Genomic DNA, 17871 nt, shown 5'->3' with positions numbered 1-17871 from the left:
TTCACACGACTAACTCTGGCCATAATGTCTGACAATAATGTGAAAATTTCTACCTCCTCAGAATAACGCTTTCAGCCGCAAATTGGTATTAGACCCTGGTTAACCTTTTCAATGGCTTGATCGACCTTATCCATGCCCAAAATCCTTGCACTAGTTTTGCACTAATTATGCAAGAAAATAGGGCATTTTTACTGCATACAGCTGTCCTCATTGCTTGGGAAAAACCCAGGCAAAAAGCCGTGAAACCGTTGAAATGTATAACGGAGAGGGAGGGATTCGAACCCTCGGAACCTTGCGGCTCACTCGATTTCAAGTCGAGCGCATTCGACCACTCTGCCACCTCTCCAGGTGAAACTGCTTCTGTACATTAGCTAGAAGCACCAGCTATGCTAGCCCAAATTCATCCATGCGTCTAGTCATGTGTTGAGTTTTTCAATAAAGGTATTCCTCAGAGACAAGGGTTGCTGTAGCATTCACCCAAACTAATCGCACTGTTTGCACCTTGCCTGCTGCTAGGGTGACCAGGGTAAAGCTACACTGCCAGGTGCTGGCGGTTTTAAGCACTCTGGGGACCTGAGCCCCATTTACATAGACAGTGTCATGGTGATCAACGACGACACGATCTCGTAGGCGCGTTTTGTCATGTTTGAGTTCGTGGTGCATGTGGCCAAAGACCACCAGGGGAACTTGACGATTTGAGTGGTGGGCATGTGCGATCGCATCCGCAAAATCCGGATCACCATAATCCCCACCACTCCGTTTCCAATCTCGCCCGCAGATATGGTGCATCTGATCGCCCAAACCAGCCGGACCGTTATGCCCCAGCAAAATCAATGTATTTTGTTTGGCCGCATCGATAGAGTCACAGATTTTAGCCGTCGACTCGGCAAAGCTACTAACGCCACAACGCTCTTGATAAAACTGTCCATGACGCCACCGAGTCCCTCCCCAGCTGTAGGGGCGTGCGCCTACGACAGTAAGCTTACAGTCAGGGACTTCCAATTTGCCAAATCCCACATGGCAATCCCCCAGGGCATCTAACTGTTGCTGAACCCGATCCTCCTTAGTTTGGTCATAGGGACACTTTTTCCGATTAACTTTGCTGGCCGTGTACCATGCATCATGATTTCCCAGAATCACGGCTTTAGGCACGGAGACAGCGGCTATCTGTTGAACGATAGAGACAGATTCATTGCCAAAATCCCCCACAAACAGAGCCAAGTCCACACCCAGAGATTCCAGGGCCTGAGTATCCGCACCACTCCACTGGTCATGAACATCTCCCACAATGGCAATCGTTACTGATTTGGCGGCGACCACACCAGCGTCAATTTTATTTATCTCTACCAGCGTCATAAATCGTTGTTTAATCTAAACATGTTCTGATTGGTCCAAGGCACGTTTACTTCCTATGACCCAGTTGATTATTTTTACCGACCTCGACGGCACACTTCTCAATAGTGAAACCTATGACTATGCAGTGACCGTGCCCATTATCCAGCAATTAAAGTCATTAAAGATTCCAGTGGTGCCTGTAACCAGTAAGACCAGGGTTGAAGTGGCTACCCTGCGTCAGGATGTAGGCTTAAGCGATCCGTTTGTGACCGAGAATGGCAGTGCCATTTTTGTTGAAGTTAATCATAATCCTTTTAATAAGCCGCCGGGTGAGCGAGAAGGTGATTACTATGTGGTCGATTTGGGATGCCCCTATGTACAGGCACGGGCAGGTCTACGGGTGATCGCTAATGAGCTGCAGCATTCCTTGTTAGGCTTTGGCGACATGACCATCAATCGATTGCAAAGATATACGGGGCTTTCGGCCAAGGATGCTCAAGAAGCCAAAGCTCGTGAGTTTAGCGAGCCGTTTATCACACCAAAGGCCGTCACCTCTGAGCAAATTGTTGAAGCCGTTGAAGCGGTTGGTTTCAAAGTCGTTGTCGGCGATCGCTTTTCCCATCTAATTGGTCCAGATGCTGGCAAAGGCAATGCCGTAGAACGCCTGGTCGCTCTATATCAAAGCATTTTGCCGACCGATGAAACCATCGTCACCATTGGACTGGGCAATAGCCCAAATGACATAGATATGTTGGCACATGTCGATCATCCAGTTGTGCTACCGGGCCTCAACGGTCCCCATCCTCAGTTAGGCGATCGGGGTTGGGACATCGCACCTGTACCCGCCCCCGAAGGTTGGGTAGAAGCCGTTACCGCAATTTGTCAGAAATTTGACGTTGCACTGCAAAGTTAAGACAGTGAGCAATCGAGGAATTGATTAAACCATCACGGTATTGGCTGACAGTTATGGTTAAATTAACTATAATTGAATGGATTGGAAATTTAGCCTGAGACCAAAAAATAGCCATCCCTATGTTCACAACCGCTTCTGCACCTGCTGCTCTACCTAAGGATCTTTTTAGTGCTATTGAGGCTCTCAAAAAAGAGCTGAATGCTATTGTGTTGGCCCATTACTATCAAGAGCCAGATATTCAGGATATTGCCGACTATATCGGTGACTCATTGGGGTTGTCCCAAAAGGCTGCCGCTACCGATGCTGAGGTGATTGTATTTGCTGGGGTGCACTTTATGGCTGAGACGGCCAAAATTTTGAACCCTGACAAATTGGTGCTTTTACCCGATCTAGACGCGGGATGTTCGCTGGCCGATAGCTGTCCACCGGTAGAGTTTGCCAAGTTCAAGGCGGCGCACCCTGATCATATTGTGGTGTCCTATATCAATTGCACGGCTGAGATCAAGGCTATGAGCGACATCATTTGTACCAGCTCAAATGCGGTGAAGCTTGTAAATCAGATTCCACCAGAACAACCGATTATTTTTGCCCCAGATCGTAATTTGGGGCGCTACGTTGCCGCTCAAACGGGACGGGACCTGGTGCTATGGCAGGGTAGCTGCATTGTGCATGAAACCTTTTCAGAAAAGAAGATGCTGCAGCTCAAGATGGAGCATCCCAATGCTGAAATTGTGGCCCACCCTGAATGTGAAGAGGCTATTTTGCGCCATGCCAACTTTATTGGTTCGACAACCGCTTTGCTCAAGTATGTAGAAAACAGTGAAACTGAACAGTTTATTGTGGTCACAGAGTCTGGCATTATCCATCAAATGGAGAAGCAGGTCCCTAACAAGCTATTTATCCCTGCGCCTCCAGATGCTAATTGCCAGTGCAACGAGTGCCCCCATATGCGGCTAAACACCCTGGAAAAACTTTATCTGGCCATGAAAAATCGCACTCCAGAAATTACCCTGCCTGCAGATATTCAGAAACAGGCTCTATTGCCGATTCAGCGTATGTTGACGATGAGTGCTTAGAGGTGAGGGAAAAGATTGGGTGGGGGTAGTCATGGGGGTAAGTTGGATATCTCCCTATTTAGCCATTAAGCTCTAAATGCTCAAATGCTCCCGCAGTTGATAAGTCAGCAAATCCACCACATTACTCCCTTTGGCTTGATTTTGCCCTAAGGCTGTTTGAGCAGACTGCTCAATTCGCTCGACGGTGGTGGTGGGTAAATCGAGTAGCTCTACTAATTTTTGATAAATAGCCTGTTCATCTTGGTTGATCAGGTCTTCGTCTGGAGTACGAGCACTGGCACTAATGACCTCATAGCCCAAGCGCAGGACGAATTCCTTTTCTGTTTGGGTGGTGAGTTTGGGCACTAACTCCTCTAGGGGAATATCCTGTACCAGATAGCTTCGAAGTTCCTGTTTGGCAGCTTCTTGGCCTGCCGGTGTGGTGGCAAAAACCTGGCTGAAGTTGGTGAGCATCACATCAGCTTCTTCTTTGGCTAGGCTGCCATCAGCCCATGCCAGTGCTAACACGATGCGTAGCAGATTCATCTGACGTGGGGTAATGGAAGGAGGCAGTTGGGTACCCATGAAAATCCAGTGTGGCACAGCCCCTTAAGTATCTGTCTAACTCCTCGATACGCCTTTGGAGAGCAAGCTTTTTTTCAATATGTGGCAATAATTTGTAACTAGATTTTTGCGTCCTATCCAAGGACTAACTATCAGAATTACTTTTGTGCCAGCTGAGTTAGATGATGAAATCCTTTTAACTGTAGCGCTTGGCTATTGGAGCTGGTGATAACCCAGTCCTTTTCCCGCAGTTTTTCCATGATTTTAGCGGCGTCATCCTTGGGGATATCAGCGACGGCAGCGAGATCCTCGATCGCTAAGTTAAAGATTTCTGGAATGGTATCTTTGTTCTCCCCGTAGGCCTCTGCCAAGGCTATTAGGGTATGGGCTAGCTTCACTGCAGAAGGTTTGCGACGAAGCTGAAAATGGCCATTAGTCTGGCGTAGCCGCTGAACCATCAGCTGTAACATACGATGATGCAGATGATGATCCTTAAATAGAGTGTCAATAAAGTGCTGGGCGGGAATACTCAGCAGTTTCACGGGTGATAGAGCGACGACATCGGTGGAGCGAGGGGATTCGTCTAAGATGGCCATTTCTCCAAAGAAATCACCTTTACCCAATACGGCCAGGGTAACATAGCCACCGCCTGTGTCATGACGTACTTTGATCCAGCCAGCCACAATCAGATAAATGGCATTGCCCCAGGAGTCCTCCATTAGAACCGTTCGACCTGCTGGGTAGGTAAGCTCACTAGCTGCAGATAGCAGACCAGTTAAAGTGTCAGGATTTGCGGCATTAAATAGGGGAAATAAATCACTTAGGAGATCGGGCCGCATGGACTTTTTCAGGGTAAGTGTAGTCATATAGTAGACCTACGAGTGAGCAGCAATGCCACAAAAATTGTGGTGGACGTATTTTCTTTGATACTCTCCGTGTTTGTTAAAAAATCGATAAAGTTCAACAAAGAATTAAGTGGGGATACGGAATTAGCTGCTGGGAGTTAAGGATACGTACCCGTAGTTTTTGGTACGAGGACAATGTTTATGTTACGCCTTTTAGTTTACCCAGCTTGATTGGGGTACACACGCTGTCTGGGATACGGGCTAACTCACATGGGCGGGGGCTAACGTGAGGTAATGACCTTAGAAAACGCGTGTTGCCAAAATATACAAGCCCCTGATTGGGTTTCAGTATATTTAAGGAATTTGATAGATCACTATGCCAACTGGTGCAGCACTGTAATGCTTATAGTGCAGTGTTTGTAGAAACTGCATAACTAAAAAAACTCCCAATGAGCAAAATAGCTCGTTGGGAGTTTTAAATAACACAAATGCGTTACCTGTTAAAGATAAATAAAGGGAACACCAACCAGACCGATGTCTAGCGAGAAAAGATGTGATTAATCGGAAATTCACTCGTCTAGCTGATATAACCCTAGTTTAGTGCTGTTAATAGGAGAGTGTTTACGCTATCTAGCTGAGGTTTACTTGAGAAAATGGCTGAATTATCGGTTTTGGCGGTTGTATTCGATGGCTTATAGGCACTTGAAAACCGCCTCAGGGGTTGATTAACCCATGAGGCGGTTTGGGTGAATAAAGACCACTAATGCGATGCCCTATCAGGCTGCATTGAGTGTAGGTCTATCCATTAAATGTCTAAAAATCAGGTAAGTTCGCGAACGGTATCACGGTTAGGTTCAAATACAGAGTTATAAACAAACCCTGCTAGTAAGGCACCTAAAATCGGTGCAACCCAAAATAGCCAGACTTGAGATAGGAGGGCGCTTCCGGCAAATAGGGCAGGCCCCAGGCTACGGGCAGGATTCACTGAGGTATTTGTGACAGGAATACTGATTAGATGAATCAGGGTTAGGCCAAGACCAATGGCAATGGGCGCAAACCCTTTGGGAGCTCTGCTATCGGTGGCACCTAAAATAATCATCAGGAACATGAAGGTCATGACGATTTCGGTGACTAAGCAGGCTATAAGAGAGTAGCCACCGGGGGAGTGGGCTCCAAATCCGTTCGTTGCTAGAGGGTTAGATCCAATTAACTCAAAACCAGCCTGACCGCTAGCAATGATCATAATGATGCCAGCCCCAATGATGGCTCCAATGACTTGGGCAATGATATAAGGCAGTAGCTCTGAGCTAGGAAATCGCTTACAGGCCCACAGGCCAAATGAAACGGCTGGGTTGAGATGACAACCTGAAATATGACCAATGGCATAGGCCATGGTCATAACGGTTAAGCCAAAAGCCAGGGAAACACCGACGAGACCAATGCCAATGTTGTATTCGCCAGCGGTAAAGACGGCAGCTAGAACAGCACTTCCACAGCCACCCAGCACTAGCCACATGGTACCTATGGCTTCAGCGATACAGCGCTTTGTTAAATTCATAAACTTCTTCTCAAACGTTTGGGTGAATCCAGCACAGATAGAATCTGTCCTCTAAACAAAACTTGTCTAAGGTGAACAGAAATAACCAGAGCTTTACCAGCATCTGCACGGATCTAGATATATTTATAGATGCAGACAACAGCCGTAAACCTACTTATCTAGCTGAGATGTTTACTAAGTCTATGGGGATTGAAAAAGAATCGTTTGAGCTAAGTGGCGGAAGTTTCTATCAGAACATTGTCGCAACTTGCTGTAAGTTTATGGCATTGGATAAATTTAGAAAACAATCTTACCCGCAAGACAGATATCCTGTGGGTAAGATGATCGAATATTTTGACTGATCTCAAGAACTATGCAAAAGGGCGTCTACTGGCTATAGATACTTTGCTAGTGCCGCACTAAACTCGCTATAGGGCTTTGCTCCGATTACTGTATCGACTTGTTCTCCTTGTTTGAAGAACAAGACGGCAGGAATGCTCTTGATACCAAATCTTTTAGCAACAGACTTATTGTTGTCAATGTCGAGTTTAACAACGGTGACTTTGTCTCCATATTCGTCAGCTAGTTGATCCATTAGTGGGGCAACTAACTTACAAGGACCACACCAGGAAGCTGTGCAGTCCATGACTACCATTGGCTGGCTGGTGAGTAAATTATCGAGAGCGGCCTCATCTGGAATGTATTCAGCAGCCATAGTGGGAAATGCTCCAAAGTTTCGACATGACCAACGATCGCTGGCACTCTGACAATCATAACCAACGTCAGGTAAATTCACCTAATTACCATTGATGTCAAGTATTCCCTGTAACATCCCTCAGGAATGGATGGATGTTACAGGGGCGTCATGGAAGAGTAGATGACAGGGAAAGCGGAGGGAGCTAGGGAGGATTTGTGCTTTACAGATGCTTAGCCCTGCTGTCGTCAGTTGCTGTCGTCAGGTTAAATGGCAACAAAATTTACGAGCTTGCCAGGTACGACAATTACCTTCTTAATCTCCTTGCCTTCAAGATGTTTCTTGGCGATATCAGAATCACGGGCATATTGTGCTAGCTCGTCTTTACTAGCACTAGCAGGGACCGAAATAGTGCCTCGGGTTTTGCCCTTGATTTGAATGACTAGGGTAATCTCATCGGCGACTAGGGCCGTCTGCTCAAACGTGGGCCAGCTCTGACGATGTACTGATTCGCTAAAACCTAACTGTTGCCAAAGTTCTTCGGCAATATGGGGAGCAAAGGGAGCTAGCAGGAGGACGAGGGACTGAATACCCTCAGCATAGACATCGCTGTCTTGCTGCTTGGCATCTTTGAGGGCATTGCTCAGCTTCATTAGCTCAGAAACTGCTGTGTTGAACTGGTAGCCTGCTTCCACATCTTCTGAGACCTCTTTGATGGCGATGTGAATTGCACGGCGTAAATCTTTATCAGTTTTACTTAGACTGTTTTGCTCTACATGGGTAACCCGTGCTTTGCTACCTTGGTTTGCGGCAAAGCCGGTAACCAAGAGCCAGACTCGGTTTAAGAATCGGAACTGGCCCTCCACATCAGCATCGTCCCATTCAAGATCCTTCTCAGGAGGCGCTTTGAACAGGATAAACATACGGGCAGTATCAGCACCATATTTGTCGAGTACCACACGAGGTTCGACGCCGTTGTACTTGGACTTGGACATTTTTTCGTAGAACACCTGAAGCGGGTCACCGGTTTCGGGATCTTTGGGATCGTTGAGGTCGGTGACGTCACTGGGGGCGATGTACTTGCCGGTGACGGGATTTTTGTAGGTCATGGATTGAACCATGCCCTGGGTGAGTAGTCGTTGGAAGGGTTCGTCGATGGAGACTAGGTTGCGATCGCGCAATACCTTCGTAAAGAACCGCGAATACAACAAATGCAAAATCGCATGCTCAATCCCGCCGACATATTGATCCACCGCTAACCAGTCATCAGCCTTGTCCTTCTCAAAAGGCAACGCTTCATTTTTCGCATCGGCATAGCGTAAAAAGTACCACGATGAATCAATAAACGTATCCATCGTGTCCGTTTCGCGCTTAGCATCCGTGCCACAGCTAGGACACTTACAGTTAATCCAGTCTGCCATCTTGGCCAGGGGAGAACCACCACGGGCGCTAAACTCCACATCTACTGGTAGCTCTACGGGCAGCTGATCATCAGGTACCGGTACCGTGCCACAGCTGTCACAGTAAATCATCGGGATAGGCACTCCCCAATAACGCTGACGAGAAATCAACCAATCACGTAAGCGATAGTTGGCAGTGCCTTCACCCTTCTTGTGCTCTGTCAACCATTTAATTGCGGCGGCTACACTCTGACCTTTGCCCTTACCAGCAGGAATACCATCGAGGGGACCCGAGTTAACCATGACACCATCATGGGGATACGCTTCCTCCATCGCGGCTGCGTCCAAGACTTCACCTTCGGGTTGCACCACCACCTGAATCGGTAAATCAAACTTCCGCGCAAATTCAAAGTCTCGCTGGTCATGGGCCGGTACCGCCATAATTGCCCCGGTCCCGTAGTCCATCAATACGTAGTCAGCGATCCAAATGGGGATTTTCTGCTCGTTGACTGGGTTAATGGCATAGCTGCCGGTCCATACGCCAGTCTTCTCACGGTTTTCAGCGGTGCGGTCCATTTCGCTCATGCCCGCTGCCATATCCTGATAGGCCTTAATGGCATCAGACTGATCAGCTGTGGTCAGCTTTTCCACCAACGGATGCTCCGGCGAGAGCACCATAAAGGATGCGCCCCAGAGCGTATCTGGACGAGTGGTATAGATTTTGATGTCGTCACCGTCCTCGGTGGAAAATACCACGTGGGCTCCAGTGGACTTACCAATCCAGTTGGCCTGCATTGTCTTTACCCGCTCAGGCCAACCGCTGAGCTTATCGAGATCGGCCAATAGCTGATCGGCGTAGTCCGTAATCTTGAGGAACCACTGACGCAAGAGCTTGCGCTCAACCTTCGCACCTGAACGCCAGGACTTACCGTCACTATCCACCTGTTCATTGGCGAGTACGGTTTGGTCAATAGGGTCCCAGTTAACAGCAGCTTCTTTCTGATAAGCCAGACCCGCTTCGTAGAACTGCAAAAAGATCCACTGGGTCCAACGGTAATAATCGGGCGAACAGGTGGCCACTTCCCGCTCCCAGTCATAGGAGAGACCCAGCTCTTTCAGCTGTTCTCGCATTTGGCCAATATTCTGATAGGTCCATTTGGCTGGTGGAATCCCCCGATCAATGGCCGCATTTTCTGCCGGTAGACCAAACGCATCCCAGCCCATGGGGTGAAGTACGTTATAGCCCTGCATCCGGCGCACACGAGCAATTACATCCGTAATGGTGTAGTTGCGTACATGGCCCATGTGCAGATTGCCAGAGGGGTAGGGGAACATGGACAGGGCATAGAACTTTTTCTGCCCAGGGGTGGCAGGCGTCTTGTCTAGACCCTGGTCTACCCACTGCTGCTGCCACTTTTTCTCGATGTCTGCTGGATTATATCGAGACTCCACGTTTGATTTCCCCTTCTGATTAAATACGTTTTACTGGATACATCTGCGGTTAGCCACTTTCGGCAGCCTTTGCAGAATTGCCTAATCAATTCTAGTCGTCTGTTGCCCATCTGGATGGCATTGGTGCTGCATCAGACTAAAAATATTTGACGTAGGGGCGTTGCATGCAACGCCCCTACGTCAATCAATAATCCAAGAAAACGCAAAAAATGAAAAATGCGTTTTCATTAATACTGGAGCTTTATAGATTCAAGTTGAATGCTACAAATTTCCTTATTAGCTATATAAAGAGAGCACTGACTAACGATTTAAGGATTATCCATGAATCTGAGCAAAGCATTATTGTGGGCATTGCCCCTGAGCTTTTTAACTAATTTAGGAGCAACTGCACTCGCCAGGAAAGCGGATCTAACGGTGTTGCCAAGCCTTGAGTCAGCGGCAGGTTGTCCCGAACAGCTGGTTGCCTATGAAACACTTCAACCCTACTCCCCAGGGGGATATGCCACTGACGGGATGATCCAGTTGAGGGAGATTGCCACTGATATTAGTGTTGCCCAGGTGGATGACTTTACAGTGACCTGGGTTGGCACGCTGAAGCCGGAATATGCCGACTGTGAGGCGACAGCAGGGATTGTCAGTTTAGACGGCGAAGATTTTCAGGGACATTCGTATATTCGGGTGCAGATCAGTGATGGTCAAGCCAAAGCAATTTTGGATATGACTGGGGTGAGCGATCCCAATGGGTTTACCTCTGTGATTATTTATCAGGGTATGCGTGAGGGAAATCCTCGATGGACGTGGGGCGGTACTGATTAGCATGAACAAGATTTCGTTTTCTTCACCATATAGCCCCAACTTTTTTCTGCAATATCTATGATAGCCAGCGTAAAAGATTCGCCCCCTGACGTTGTCTCTAATTCTGTGCCCGAATATATTCAGGAACGTCGTGCCGTTGTTTTTCTAGTGCTAGCAGGGTTGTTCCTCGGTACTTTAGGCATGCTAAATATTCTGGGGATTAGTCGATTTGTTAACATTTTTACCTGGCATGATTTTGCTGTAACAGTGGCGGTTGGGGTGTTGCCCTATCCGCTGACTTTTTTGTGTACCGACTTGATTTCAGAGCTGTATGGCCGTACGCGGGCAAATCAGGTGGTGTGGGTTGGACTGCTGCTCAACCTATGGGTGGTTTTTATTGTTTGGTTGGGGGGCATCTTGCCTGGTTTTGAGGCGATTAATCCGACTACGGGAGAACTGGTAAGAGATGCAGCAGGTCGAGTACCTGTTTTCTTCGAGATTCGTAATCTGACATTTGGCGCAGTTACGGCTTCAATGATTGCTTATCTCACAGCTCAATTTGTGGATGTGCAGTTATTTCACTTTTGGAAGGAGTTAACCCAGGGAAAATATCTTTGGCTGAGAAACAACGGTTCAACGCTGCTAAGTCAGCTGGTGGACACATCGGCGGTCGTGCTGATTACTCATTTTTTGGCAGGTGTATTGCCGATTGATCCAGCCCGAGGTCTATGGCCCCAGCTATTGTTGTTTATTGGCTATGGTTATGCGTTTAAGCTCGTGGCAGCACTGCTGGATACAGGACCGTTTTACGTAAGTGTGTATTGGCTATCAAAATATCTACAGTTAGAGGCTCCAGCTTTTGAACCATCATCGTCTGTGTCTACTCCTACGGAGCGACAGTAACCATTGAGGGGCCTGACTCCAGTCAAGAATCATTGTTGTTGTTTTACCTACGGATGTCTAGGGGGTATTACTCACATGCCAATCTACGGAAACAAAATCATTGACCAGATTAGCCAGCAAACTTTGTTGCGGAGCATCTACTCGTAGGACAATTTTGTACTGGCTCCCCAAGTCACTAATGGATGGAGAAATCCAATTTGTTCCCACACATTCTTGGGTACTTTCTCCCACTTGGAGGTTGACTTCATAGGTGTCGGGTTCTGTATCGATTAGGGTGCCGCTAGCGCTATAAAGCTGGAGGTCGTATTCGGTGTTGATGTCACCGTTATTTTTAAAGGTAACGCAGGCTTCGAATTCATCGTCTCCCCACCATCCGTCAATGCGGCGGGCATTGACGGAGACAATCTCGCCTGAGATGTTGCGATTATCCAGGGTGATAAAGACTTCTCCAAAGTTGGTGACGGTGCGGTAATAGTAGTCGGCAATAGCTTTACAGGGACCGACTTGGCCACCGGAATAGTTTTGTTCGCAGATGGTGTGCATGTCGGATTGGAATCTGCGATCGCATTCTCCCTGATCAACGCTAGCATCGTCGTAACACAGGTCGTGACTGTTGCAGGCTGATGTAAACGGTCCATCCGGAACAATAAAATCAAATCCAGCCGGGCCACAGCCGTTAGCTTGAGCCTGCACTGGCTGAGAGTTTGGCAAAAAGCCTACTACAAAAACACCAGCCGCTAGGATTAAGAGTTTCTTGCTTACCGGTAAATGCATAATGGTTACCCTGGGATCGCTCAAGTGTAATCCAGGCTACCAAATTATATGGGGAACCTTAAAGATTTGTTCAGATGGTGGGCATGCGGGAAGTAGCCAGGTAGCAATATATTAAGGGATTCTACCTGGGTTAATAAGTCGGTAGCATCGTCATCTACAACTGCAGTCAAAAGACTCTCTGTGCTGTAGCTTGCTAATGCAAGGTAAAGGCTGACCAAATCGCCATTATCATCCAAAGTGTCGATTAGTGTAGTTTTGTTTTTCAGTCAGCACCATGGCAATCCCCTTCTCGTAATACGCTGCCTCATTAATAAAAATAGGATATACAGTCGTATCACCTTGATACGTAATCGTTCCCCCATCAAATGTCAAAAACATCGGATCGCCAGGATTCATCGCTTTGTAATCTTGGTACTGACGCTGTGGGTGAATGGTTGCTTGAATATCACCTATTTGATTTCTAGGATAATCGACCATACCAATGTAGTTATAAAGCGTTAATGATTGTTTCTCAAGCGATATCGTGCTGCCATTGTTGTAACGTTCCACATAATCTAAAGTTCCATACACCAATGCCTCAGTTTGCTGAAATAACTCTGACTGTAGCGTGCCATGGGCAAGGGGACCGACCTCGATACAAATTCTATAGTTGGTGATTGAGCGCAAAGAATCCCGCTTGCGACCAGACTTAGCAGAACTGTAAATCTTGATGTCAGGGTTTATTGCATTCAGGTAAGCGACTAACTTTAGAGTAAATGTATCCAAACTATCCAAAATCAGCATAATTCCTGCATTAGCAGTCGTACTGTGCTGATCTACAATCAAGTCCACCGGAAGTTGTCCCCCAGAACCAAATTTTTGACTAATCTCCCTAGCTCGTTGTATTTCATACAAATGGCCCTGTTGTTTCTGCTGTATTGCCTGAAAATCAAAACAACGGTTCAGATCTTTATCGATGTAGCGTGAGCCTTTTTCTATGGCCCTAGGGTTACCCAGTAGCGTTAATGTTTCAAAACTAGATCTAGCGACTAACGTTGGACGGTGCTCAAACTTTCTGACTAGATGTATGCCAATTAGCTCATTGCCATGGGTGCCGCCCACTAGCAATACCCGTTTAATCGCATCCATGCACTGATCTCCCCCTGTTGTCATAGCAAACATGACTCTTCTCAGTCACCTGAGCAAGAGGCTCAGATGACAACAGCATAGAGTCAGCTAGAATGATACAATAATCATTGTTAACAAACTCATATGACGGTAGTGTCATAGTAATTATGAAGTCAGCAAGATGGCATGAACTTGAGTTTCGACATCTGGAATATGCGATCGCAATCAAAAATCACCAAGGGTTCCTGCAAGCGGCCATGGCCCTAGAACTTGACCAGGGATTTCTGAGCCGACAAATCAAGCGATTAGAATCGAGATTAGGTTTCCAACTCTTTGATCGCACTACTCGGCCCCTTGGATTAACGGAGGCTGGACAAGCCTTTTTGACAAGAGCCGAGCAAATTATTGAGCAGACCAAGAAAGCCGTTGACGTGGCAAAAGAGGCACAATCAGGACAATGGGGACGTTTGGATGTGGGTATCAACACCTCCATTGCCAACAGTAAATTGCCTGAAATTATCCAAACATTTCGTGAACAGTTCTCCAATGTCAATTTAGTCCTGCATGAATTGGCATCCTATGTGCAAATCGAATGGTTGCAAAACCACCAAATCGACGTTGGTTTTTTCCATAAACACAACTTACAGAATGTCATCGAAGAAGATAGTGACCTATTTTTAGACACATTGGTCATTAGTGAATCACTTGTACTAGTTCTTCCTGAGAAGCATCCCCTGGCAAAAAAGAAGTACATTTCATTGATAGAACTGGATGGGAAAAATTTTATACTGCCTCCTCACACCCTACTCCATGGCCTGCGCGCTCAAATTGATCAACTTTGTATCAGTGCTTCTTGTAAACCCATCGTGATACAAGAAGCAGCCTGGATGACAACTGTCTTGAGTCTAGTGGCCGGAAATATGGGGGTTTCATTATTGCCAGCCAATGTCAAAAATTTGCAACGTGCGGGAGTAATTTACCGTGATATCAAAGAACCCTCTCCAGCATTGGAAATTGTTGCTGTTAGGAAAGCTGAAAATAACTCAGCTATCGTGAGAAATTTCTTAAGCGTTGTTGAAAACTTATCAGGCTCTTAAGATCAGCTAATCTAAACGCAATGAGTCGTTATCGTCACTATTTCTTGTTGTTCCTTACAGGGATAACCCTCAATGACCAGTAGGTTGTCAACTTGGCATGGGTTTGAGTCTTATAATCAATTTAAATTAATGGGTTGGCAAAAGATCCGCGCCCCTTATCACAATTCATATCGAGGATATCTCCATTGCTATGGGTAAGCCCTCGTGAGTCATCATGCAGGTTCAGTTAGATTCGTTTTTGATTCCAGAAATTTCCCATAAAACTATGACGTAAGTAGGTTATCCAAATTAGGCTTCAGACTCCGAGGCCCCCTTCCGTCCCCCAATGCTGGGGGAGACTATACTCAAAGCCCCCAGTATTGGGGGTTTGGGGGCATATTCGAGGATGTCAAACTTCTGATATTCCATCTTATAAATGATTAGACCAACCTACTTAGTGTCAGACTTACTAAAGTTCCAGTATGACTGGCACTGCATATCTTTAACTCGAACTGAGATTTTCATGGAAATAGATCTGGTTCTGGTAATCAAACAGGCAATGTTTTTATGTCAAAAGGCCTATTGAATAAGGATTTGAGGTTTCTTTCTTCGATCTATTTCATTGCTGAGATAATAATGTATGTATTTTAGGGATTGATAGGCATTTGGAATTTTATCCTGTTCAGAGATCAGAGAATTGTAGAGAAAAAGAAAGATTAGGGAAAACTTTCACCTATCAGTATTTCATTAATTTTATGTTTATGTTGTGAAATGCTAGGATTGTTGTATGCTTGAGTACCCTTTAGAGTCACATACATTAGTCCCATAGGTTAGTCCCATAGGTTAGCAAGCAAATTTATTTCACCTTTATACCCTAGAACACTTGAGGAACGTGAACATGTCGATAACTGTGCTTCCCCAGCTTGTAGAAGCTGAGTCTGCCTTGTCTGAACAAGAAGCTGCATTAATGCAACAACTTGCTGATATTCAGGAGCAGCGTAAAGGTCTGCAGACGGTCATTGGAATGTTTGATGGTTCGGTGGTTGATAACGGCCAATCCGCTGTCGTTGCCGCTCCCATTGATGAGCCCGTAGATGACGAAGATGCAGATGCAGATGCAGATGCAGATGCAGATGAAGCTGAAGATGAGGTAGTCGTTGAAGAAACTGTAGCTGCTAAACTCGCCAAGGTAACGAAAGCAAAGAGCACCGCTCGCAAGGCTAAGTTAGCTAAGACACGAAAGGCGAAAACCGTTAAATCTGCCCCAGTCAAAAAAGCAGACGGTCGATCCGCTCGTTGGCAGCGTTATGTGCTCGATGAACATAGTCAGCAGCGTTTGCAGGATGTTGTGGTTAATGTGTTAAACGCCAAACCGAAGAATAGCTTCAAGATTACCGATGTGATGTCGGCTATTTTTGAAGATGATATGCCAAAGGCTCAGTACCTGAAAGCACGCAGCCGTATTTCAAATATTCTGTCTGCAGGAGCACGGGATAATGAGTGGTATCGTGGTCGCGGTGGCACCTACAGCATGTCTGCAAAAGCTGTGAAAGGCTAAGTATATAAACCTTGTCCACGTCCAGAACGGTCGTTTTACTGTGGGAGAAACTACAGGTTTCAACTTGGACGTGGTTTACAACTGTCAAATAATTAGCAAACATGCTGCCGATGTTGTGTCATTGGCAGCATGTTTGCATTGAAATGTGTTTCGTTAGCAGTTTAATCCTAGTGTTGGAGTCGGTATAGCAATGCATCCTAATCAAAGTACAGACGAAACTCAGCTAGATATTACCGAGCTTCTTCAATCCATTGCGGTAATGACGTCTAGCCAAGATCCCGACGAAACTCAGCTAGATATTAATGATGCAGTTGGTGGCATTTTTCAACGTGCGGCTTATGAGCAAATACCAGTTAAAGTGTCGGATGCTATTCCTGGCTTAGAGATATTTGAAGACAGTGATAGTCCTGGTAGTTGGTTTTGGGAATGGGCGTGGGGGGAATGTCAAGATGGTCCCCACAAGAATGAGTTAGAAGCGTTAGTCGCATTTGCTAAATTCTCTGCTGAGTTAGCCGTTGAGTTGGGAGGAGACGGTGAGGAGGAGGAATAAAACCTTCCCTCTTTTGCATGGAGGTGATTGCATCTGGATGTGATATGCGGATTTAGGATAAAGACTCAAAAGTTGTCTGAAGGTTTTGGGTTATGCCTGTCTCAGCTGCCCGGTAAGCGGCTTCGATAATCTCAATCACATGGCAGGCATGTTCTGCGGTGACAATGCTAGGTCGATCCTCTCGAATCCAGTCTATTAGTTGCATAATGTCCTCATACACATGGGCCTCTTCCATGCTGCGGTGGTTGCCGACTACATGGGGTTGGAAGGAATAGTTAGCATTGGGTATGTCCACTATTCGATTTGGATACTCAATCGGCTGTCCGTTGAGTAAATGACCAGAAATCACTCCGTGGGTGCCAAAAATCATCGGTTGTCCCACATGTTCCTTGAGTAGTTCCCCGGCAGCCACACCATAGACTAGCGCATAGAGTGAATTACCATAGTCCAACAGCATGAGGGTATTGTCGTCCACATTGCAGGGGATGATGCGTCCGTGAAATTCTCGCTCGGGAATGCGGGTGCCGGATAGGGCGGTGACCCGTTTGGCTGGGCCGAGGATGCCTGTGAGTACATGAAGTCCATATACGGCCATGTCGTAGAGTGGTCCGCCGCCAGGAGCGCGAAAATACCAATCAGGTTTTACATTGGAGAGGATGTCTGTTCCTTGGCGCACTGATTCTTGCTCATGGTATTGACCAAAGGCTGCTCCCGCAATGGCCCAGGTGGGTGTACCTAAGGCTCCCTCTAAGATTAAGCGTCGTATCTGTTGATAAAGGGGACGTAACATTTCTCCAGGAGAAGCAACAATTTTAACGTTTTGTTGATGGGCCAATTCAATCAGTTCAGTGGCTTCTGCCACCGTGGTGGTCATGGTTTTGTTGAAATGGATGTGCAGTCCTTGGGCAATGGCTTGTTTGCCCTGCTGGTAATGGAATCCAATTGGGGAGGCAATGGTGACGGCATCGACGTGGCCACAAGTGAATAAGTCTCCATGGGTGGCAAAGGCATGATCTACGCCAAATTTTTGGGCAGCGGCTTGGGCTCTCTCTAAGACAGGGTCGCAAATGGCGGTGACGACGACACGATCGTTTACGTCGGATTGGGTTAAATGGGGCAAAAGACCACGCAGGGAAATGCTACCGGCTCCAACGATGCCAAGACGGGTGGGATCATTCATGGAGGAACGAATGTGATTGGGTTGGGCGATCGGGTTTGGGGAGGTAATCATAAATATTTGGACTTTGTACAAATTTGTAGAGAGGGATGTACGAAGAAGCGGCAATAGGCGATAAAGAGCAAATAAAAACACA

At 46.6% G+C, this 17871-nt stretch carries 16 protein-coding genes and 1 tRNA gene; 7 read left to right on the top strand and 10 right to left on the bottom strand.

Features of this window, described 5'->3' with window-relative positions; translation table 11 throughout:
- Window positions 1-261: 261 nt before the first annotated feature.
- Window positions 262-346, bottom strand: a tRNA-Ser gene (locus IXB50_RS21215).
- Between the two features lie 86 nt (window positions 347-432).
- A complete protein-coding gene (locus IXB50_RS21210) occupies window positions 433-1356 on the bottom strand; it encodes a TIGR04168 family protein (protein WP_215610996.1) in 924 nt (307 codons plus the stop codon).
- Between the two features lie 55 nt (window positions 1357-1411).
- Here IXB50_RS21210 and IXB50_RS21205 point away from each other — a divergent pair, with 55 nt between their 5' ends.
- Both IXB50_RS21205 and nadA read left to right on the top strand, forming a co-directional pair.
- Window positions 1412-2248 carry an HAD-IIB family hydrolase gene (locus IXB50_RS21205; protein ID WP_215610995.1) on the top strand — a complete coding sequence of 279 codons (837 nt, stop codon included), beginning with the start codon at window positions 1412-1414 and terminating at the stop codon, window positions 2246-2248.
- A 119-nt stretch (window positions 2249-2367) separates the two neighbouring features.
- Entirely contained in the window at window positions 2368-3324 is a 957-nt protein-coding gene (gene nadA, locus IXB50_RS21200) for a quinolinate synthase NadA (protein ID WP_215610994.1), read from the top strand.
- Window positions 3325-3396: 72 nt separating this feature from the next.
- Here the strand turns inward: nadA and IXB50_RS21195 are convergent, their stop codons facing one another.
- The 5 genes from IXB50_RS21195 to leuS all read right to left on the bottom strand — a co-directional run bounded on the left by IXB50_RS21195 (window position 3397) and on the right by leuS (window position 9795).
- Window positions 3397-3888, bottom strand: a complete 492-nt coding sequence (locus IXB50_RS21195; protein WP_215610993.1) for a tellurite resistance TerB family protein — start codon at window positions 3886-3888, stop codon at window positions 3397-3399.
- A 137-nt stretch (window positions 3889-4025) separates the two neighbouring features.
- Window positions 4026-4706 (bottom strand): Crp/Fnr family transcriptional regulator, encoded by a 681-nt coding sequence (locus tag IXB50_RS21190; protein WP_215610997.1) that lies wholly within the window; start codon window positions 4704-4706, stop codon window positions 4026-4028.
- 826 nt (window positions 4707-5532) lie between these two features.
- Window positions 5533-6270 (bottom strand): aquaporin Z, encoded by a 738-nt coding sequence (gene aqpZ / locus IXB50_RS21185; RefSeq protein ID WP_215610992.1) that lies wholly within the window; start codon window positions 6268-6270, stop codon window positions 5533-5535.
- A 373-nt stretch (window positions 6271-6643) separates the two neighbouring features.
- Complete coding sequence (trxA, locus tag IXB50_RS21180) at window positions 6644-6964, bottom strand: thioredoxin (protein ID WP_215610991.1); 321 nt, start codon at window positions 6962-6964, stop codon at window positions 6644-6646.
- 245 nt (window positions 6965-7209) lie between these two features.
- Window positions 7210-9795 (bottom strand): leucine--tRNA ligase, encoded by a 2586-nt coding sequence (gene leuS, locus IXB50_RS21175; RefSeq protein WP_215610990.1) that lies wholly within the window; start codon window positions 9793-9795, stop codon window positions 7210-7212.
- A gap of 321 nt (window positions 9796-10116) precedes the next feature.
- Between leuS and IXB50_RS21170 the strand changes: the two genes are divergently transcribed.
- Together IXB50_RS21170 and IXB50_RS21165 are read left to right on the top strand one after the other, a co-directional pair.
- Window positions 10117-10611, top strand: coding sequence for a hypothetical protein (locus IXB50_RS21170; RefSeq protein ID WP_215610989.1), 495 nt, complete (start codon window positions 10117-10119; stop codon window positions 10609-10611).
- 57 nt (window positions 10612-10668) lie between these two features.
- Window positions 10669-11493, top strand: coding sequence for a queuosine precursor transporter (locus IXB50_RS21165; RefSeq protein WP_215610988.1), 825 nt, complete (start codon window positions 10669-10671; stop codon window positions 11491-11493).
- A gap of 57 nt (window positions 11494-11550) precedes the next feature.
- Here IXB50_RS21165 and IXB50_RS21160 read toward each other — a convergent pair whose 3' ends face one another.
- Complete coding sequence (locus IXB50_RS21160; RefSeq protein ID WP_215610987.1) at window positions 11551-12267, bottom strand: hypothetical protein; 717 nt, start codon at window positions 12265-12267, stop codon at window positions 11551-11553.
- Between the two features lie 228 nt (window positions 12268-12495).
- Window positions 12496-13395 (bottom strand): aspartoacylase, encoded by a 900-nt coding sequence (locus IXB50_RS21155; protein WP_215610986.1) that lies wholly within the window; start codon window positions 13393-13395, stop codon window positions 12496-12498.
- A 146-nt stretch (window positions 13396-13541) separates the two neighbouring features.
- Here IXB50_RS21155 and IXB50_RS21150 point away from each other — a divergent pair, with 146 nt between their 5' ends.
- The 3 genes from IXB50_RS21150 to IXB50_RS21140 all read left to right on the top strand — a co-directional run bounded on the left by IXB50_RS21150 (window position 13542) and on the right by IXB50_RS21140 (window position 16558).
- On the top strand, window positions 13542-14471 hold the full coding sequence (locus IXB50_RS21150; protein WP_215610985.1) for a LysR family transcriptional regulator: 930 nt from the start codon (window positions 13542-13544) through the stop codon (window positions 14469-14471).
- Window positions 14472-15348: 877 nt separating this feature from the next.
- The gene (locus IXB50_RS21145; protein ID WP_215610984.1) at window positions 15349-16008 is read left to right on the top strand and encodes a hypothetical protein; all 660 of its coding nucleotides are present in this window, start codon (window positions 15349-15351) and stop codon (window positions 16006-16008) included.
- Between the two features lie 190 nt (window positions 16009-16198).
- Window positions 16199-16558 (top strand): hypothetical protein, encoded by a 360-nt coding sequence (locus IXB50_RS21140; RefSeq protein ID WP_215610983.1) that lies wholly within the window; start codon window positions 16199-16201, stop codon window positions 16556-16558.
- Window positions 16559-16610: 52 nt separating this feature from the next.
- On the opposite strand, the gene IXB50_RS21135 is transcribed toward IXB50_RS21140, so the two are convergent.
- Window positions 16611-17871 (bottom strand): Gfo/Idh/MocA family protein (locus IXB50_RS21135; protein WP_215610982.1); only part of this gene is annotated, 1261 nt, incomplete at its 5' end.

Origin of the sequence: Leptothoe spongobia TAU-MAC 1115 (genome assembly GCF_018739885.1) — a bacterium.
GTDB classification, from domain to species: Bacteria; Cyanobacteriota; Cyanobacteriia; order Phormidesmidales; family Phormidesmidaceae; genus Leptothoe; species Leptothoe spongobia.
Note: the sequence above shows the minus strand (reverse complement) of the source record. Positions and strands in the feature narration are given on the sequence as shown.

Bases quoted from the DNA above. Each gene is read 5' to 3' on its own strand.
- IXB50_RS21210 (WP_215610996.1), bottom strand. From the start codon at position 1,356: ATGACGCTGGTAGAGATAAATAAAATTGACGCTGGTGTGGTCGCCGCC.
- trxA (WP_215610991.1), bottom strand. From the start codon at position 6,964: ATGGCTGCTGAATACATTCCAGATGAGGCCGCTCTCGATAATTTACTC.
- IXB50_RS21150 (WP_215610985.1), top strand. From the start codon at position 13,542: ATGAAGTCAGCAAGATGGCATGAACTTGAGTTTCGACATCTGGAATAT.
- aqpZ (WP_215610992.1), bottom strand. From the start codon at position 6,270: ATGAATTTAACAAAGCGCTGTATCGCTGAAGCCATAGGTACCATGTGG.
- IXB50_RS21205 (WP_215610995.1), top strand. From the start codon at position 1,412: ATGACCCAGTTGATTATTTTTACCGACCTCGACGGCACACTTCTCAAT.
- IXB50_RS21165 (WP_215610988.1), top strand. From the start codon at position 10,669: ATGATAGCCAGCGTAAAAGATTCGCCCCCTGACGTTGTCTCTAATTCT.
- IXB50_RS21160 (WP_215610987.1), bottom strand. From the start codon at position 12,267: ATGCATTTACCGGTAAGCAAGAAACTCTTAATCCTAGCGGCTGGTGTT.
- IXB50_RS21140 (WP_215610983.1), top strand. From the start codon at position 16,199: ATGCATCCTAATCAAAGTACAGACGAAACTCAGCTAGATATTACCGAG.
- IXB50_RS21155 (WP_215610986.1), bottom strand. From the start codon at position 13,395: ATGGATGCGATTAAACGGGTATTGCTAGTGGGCGGCACCCATGGCAAT.
- IXB50_RS21195 (WP_215610993.1), bottom strand. From the start codon at position 3,888: ATGGGTACCCAACTGCCTCCTTCCATTACCCCACGTCAGATGAATCTG.
- IXB50_RS21170 (WP_215610989.1), top strand. From the start codon at position 10,117: ATGAATCTGAGCAAAGCATTATTGTGGGCATTGCCCCTGAGCTTTTTA.
- IXB50_RS21190 (WP_215610997.1), bottom strand. From the start codon at position 4,706: ATGCGGCCCGATCTCCTAAGTGATTTATTTCCCCTATTTAATGCCGCA.
- IXB50_RS21145 (WP_215610984.1), top strand. From the start codon at position 15,349: ATGTCGATAACTGTGCTTCCCCAGCTTGTAGAAGCTGAGTCTGCCTTG.
- nadA (WP_215610994.1), top strand. From the start codon at position 2,368: ATGTTCACAACCGCTTCTGCACCTGCTGCTCTACCTAAGGATCTTTTT.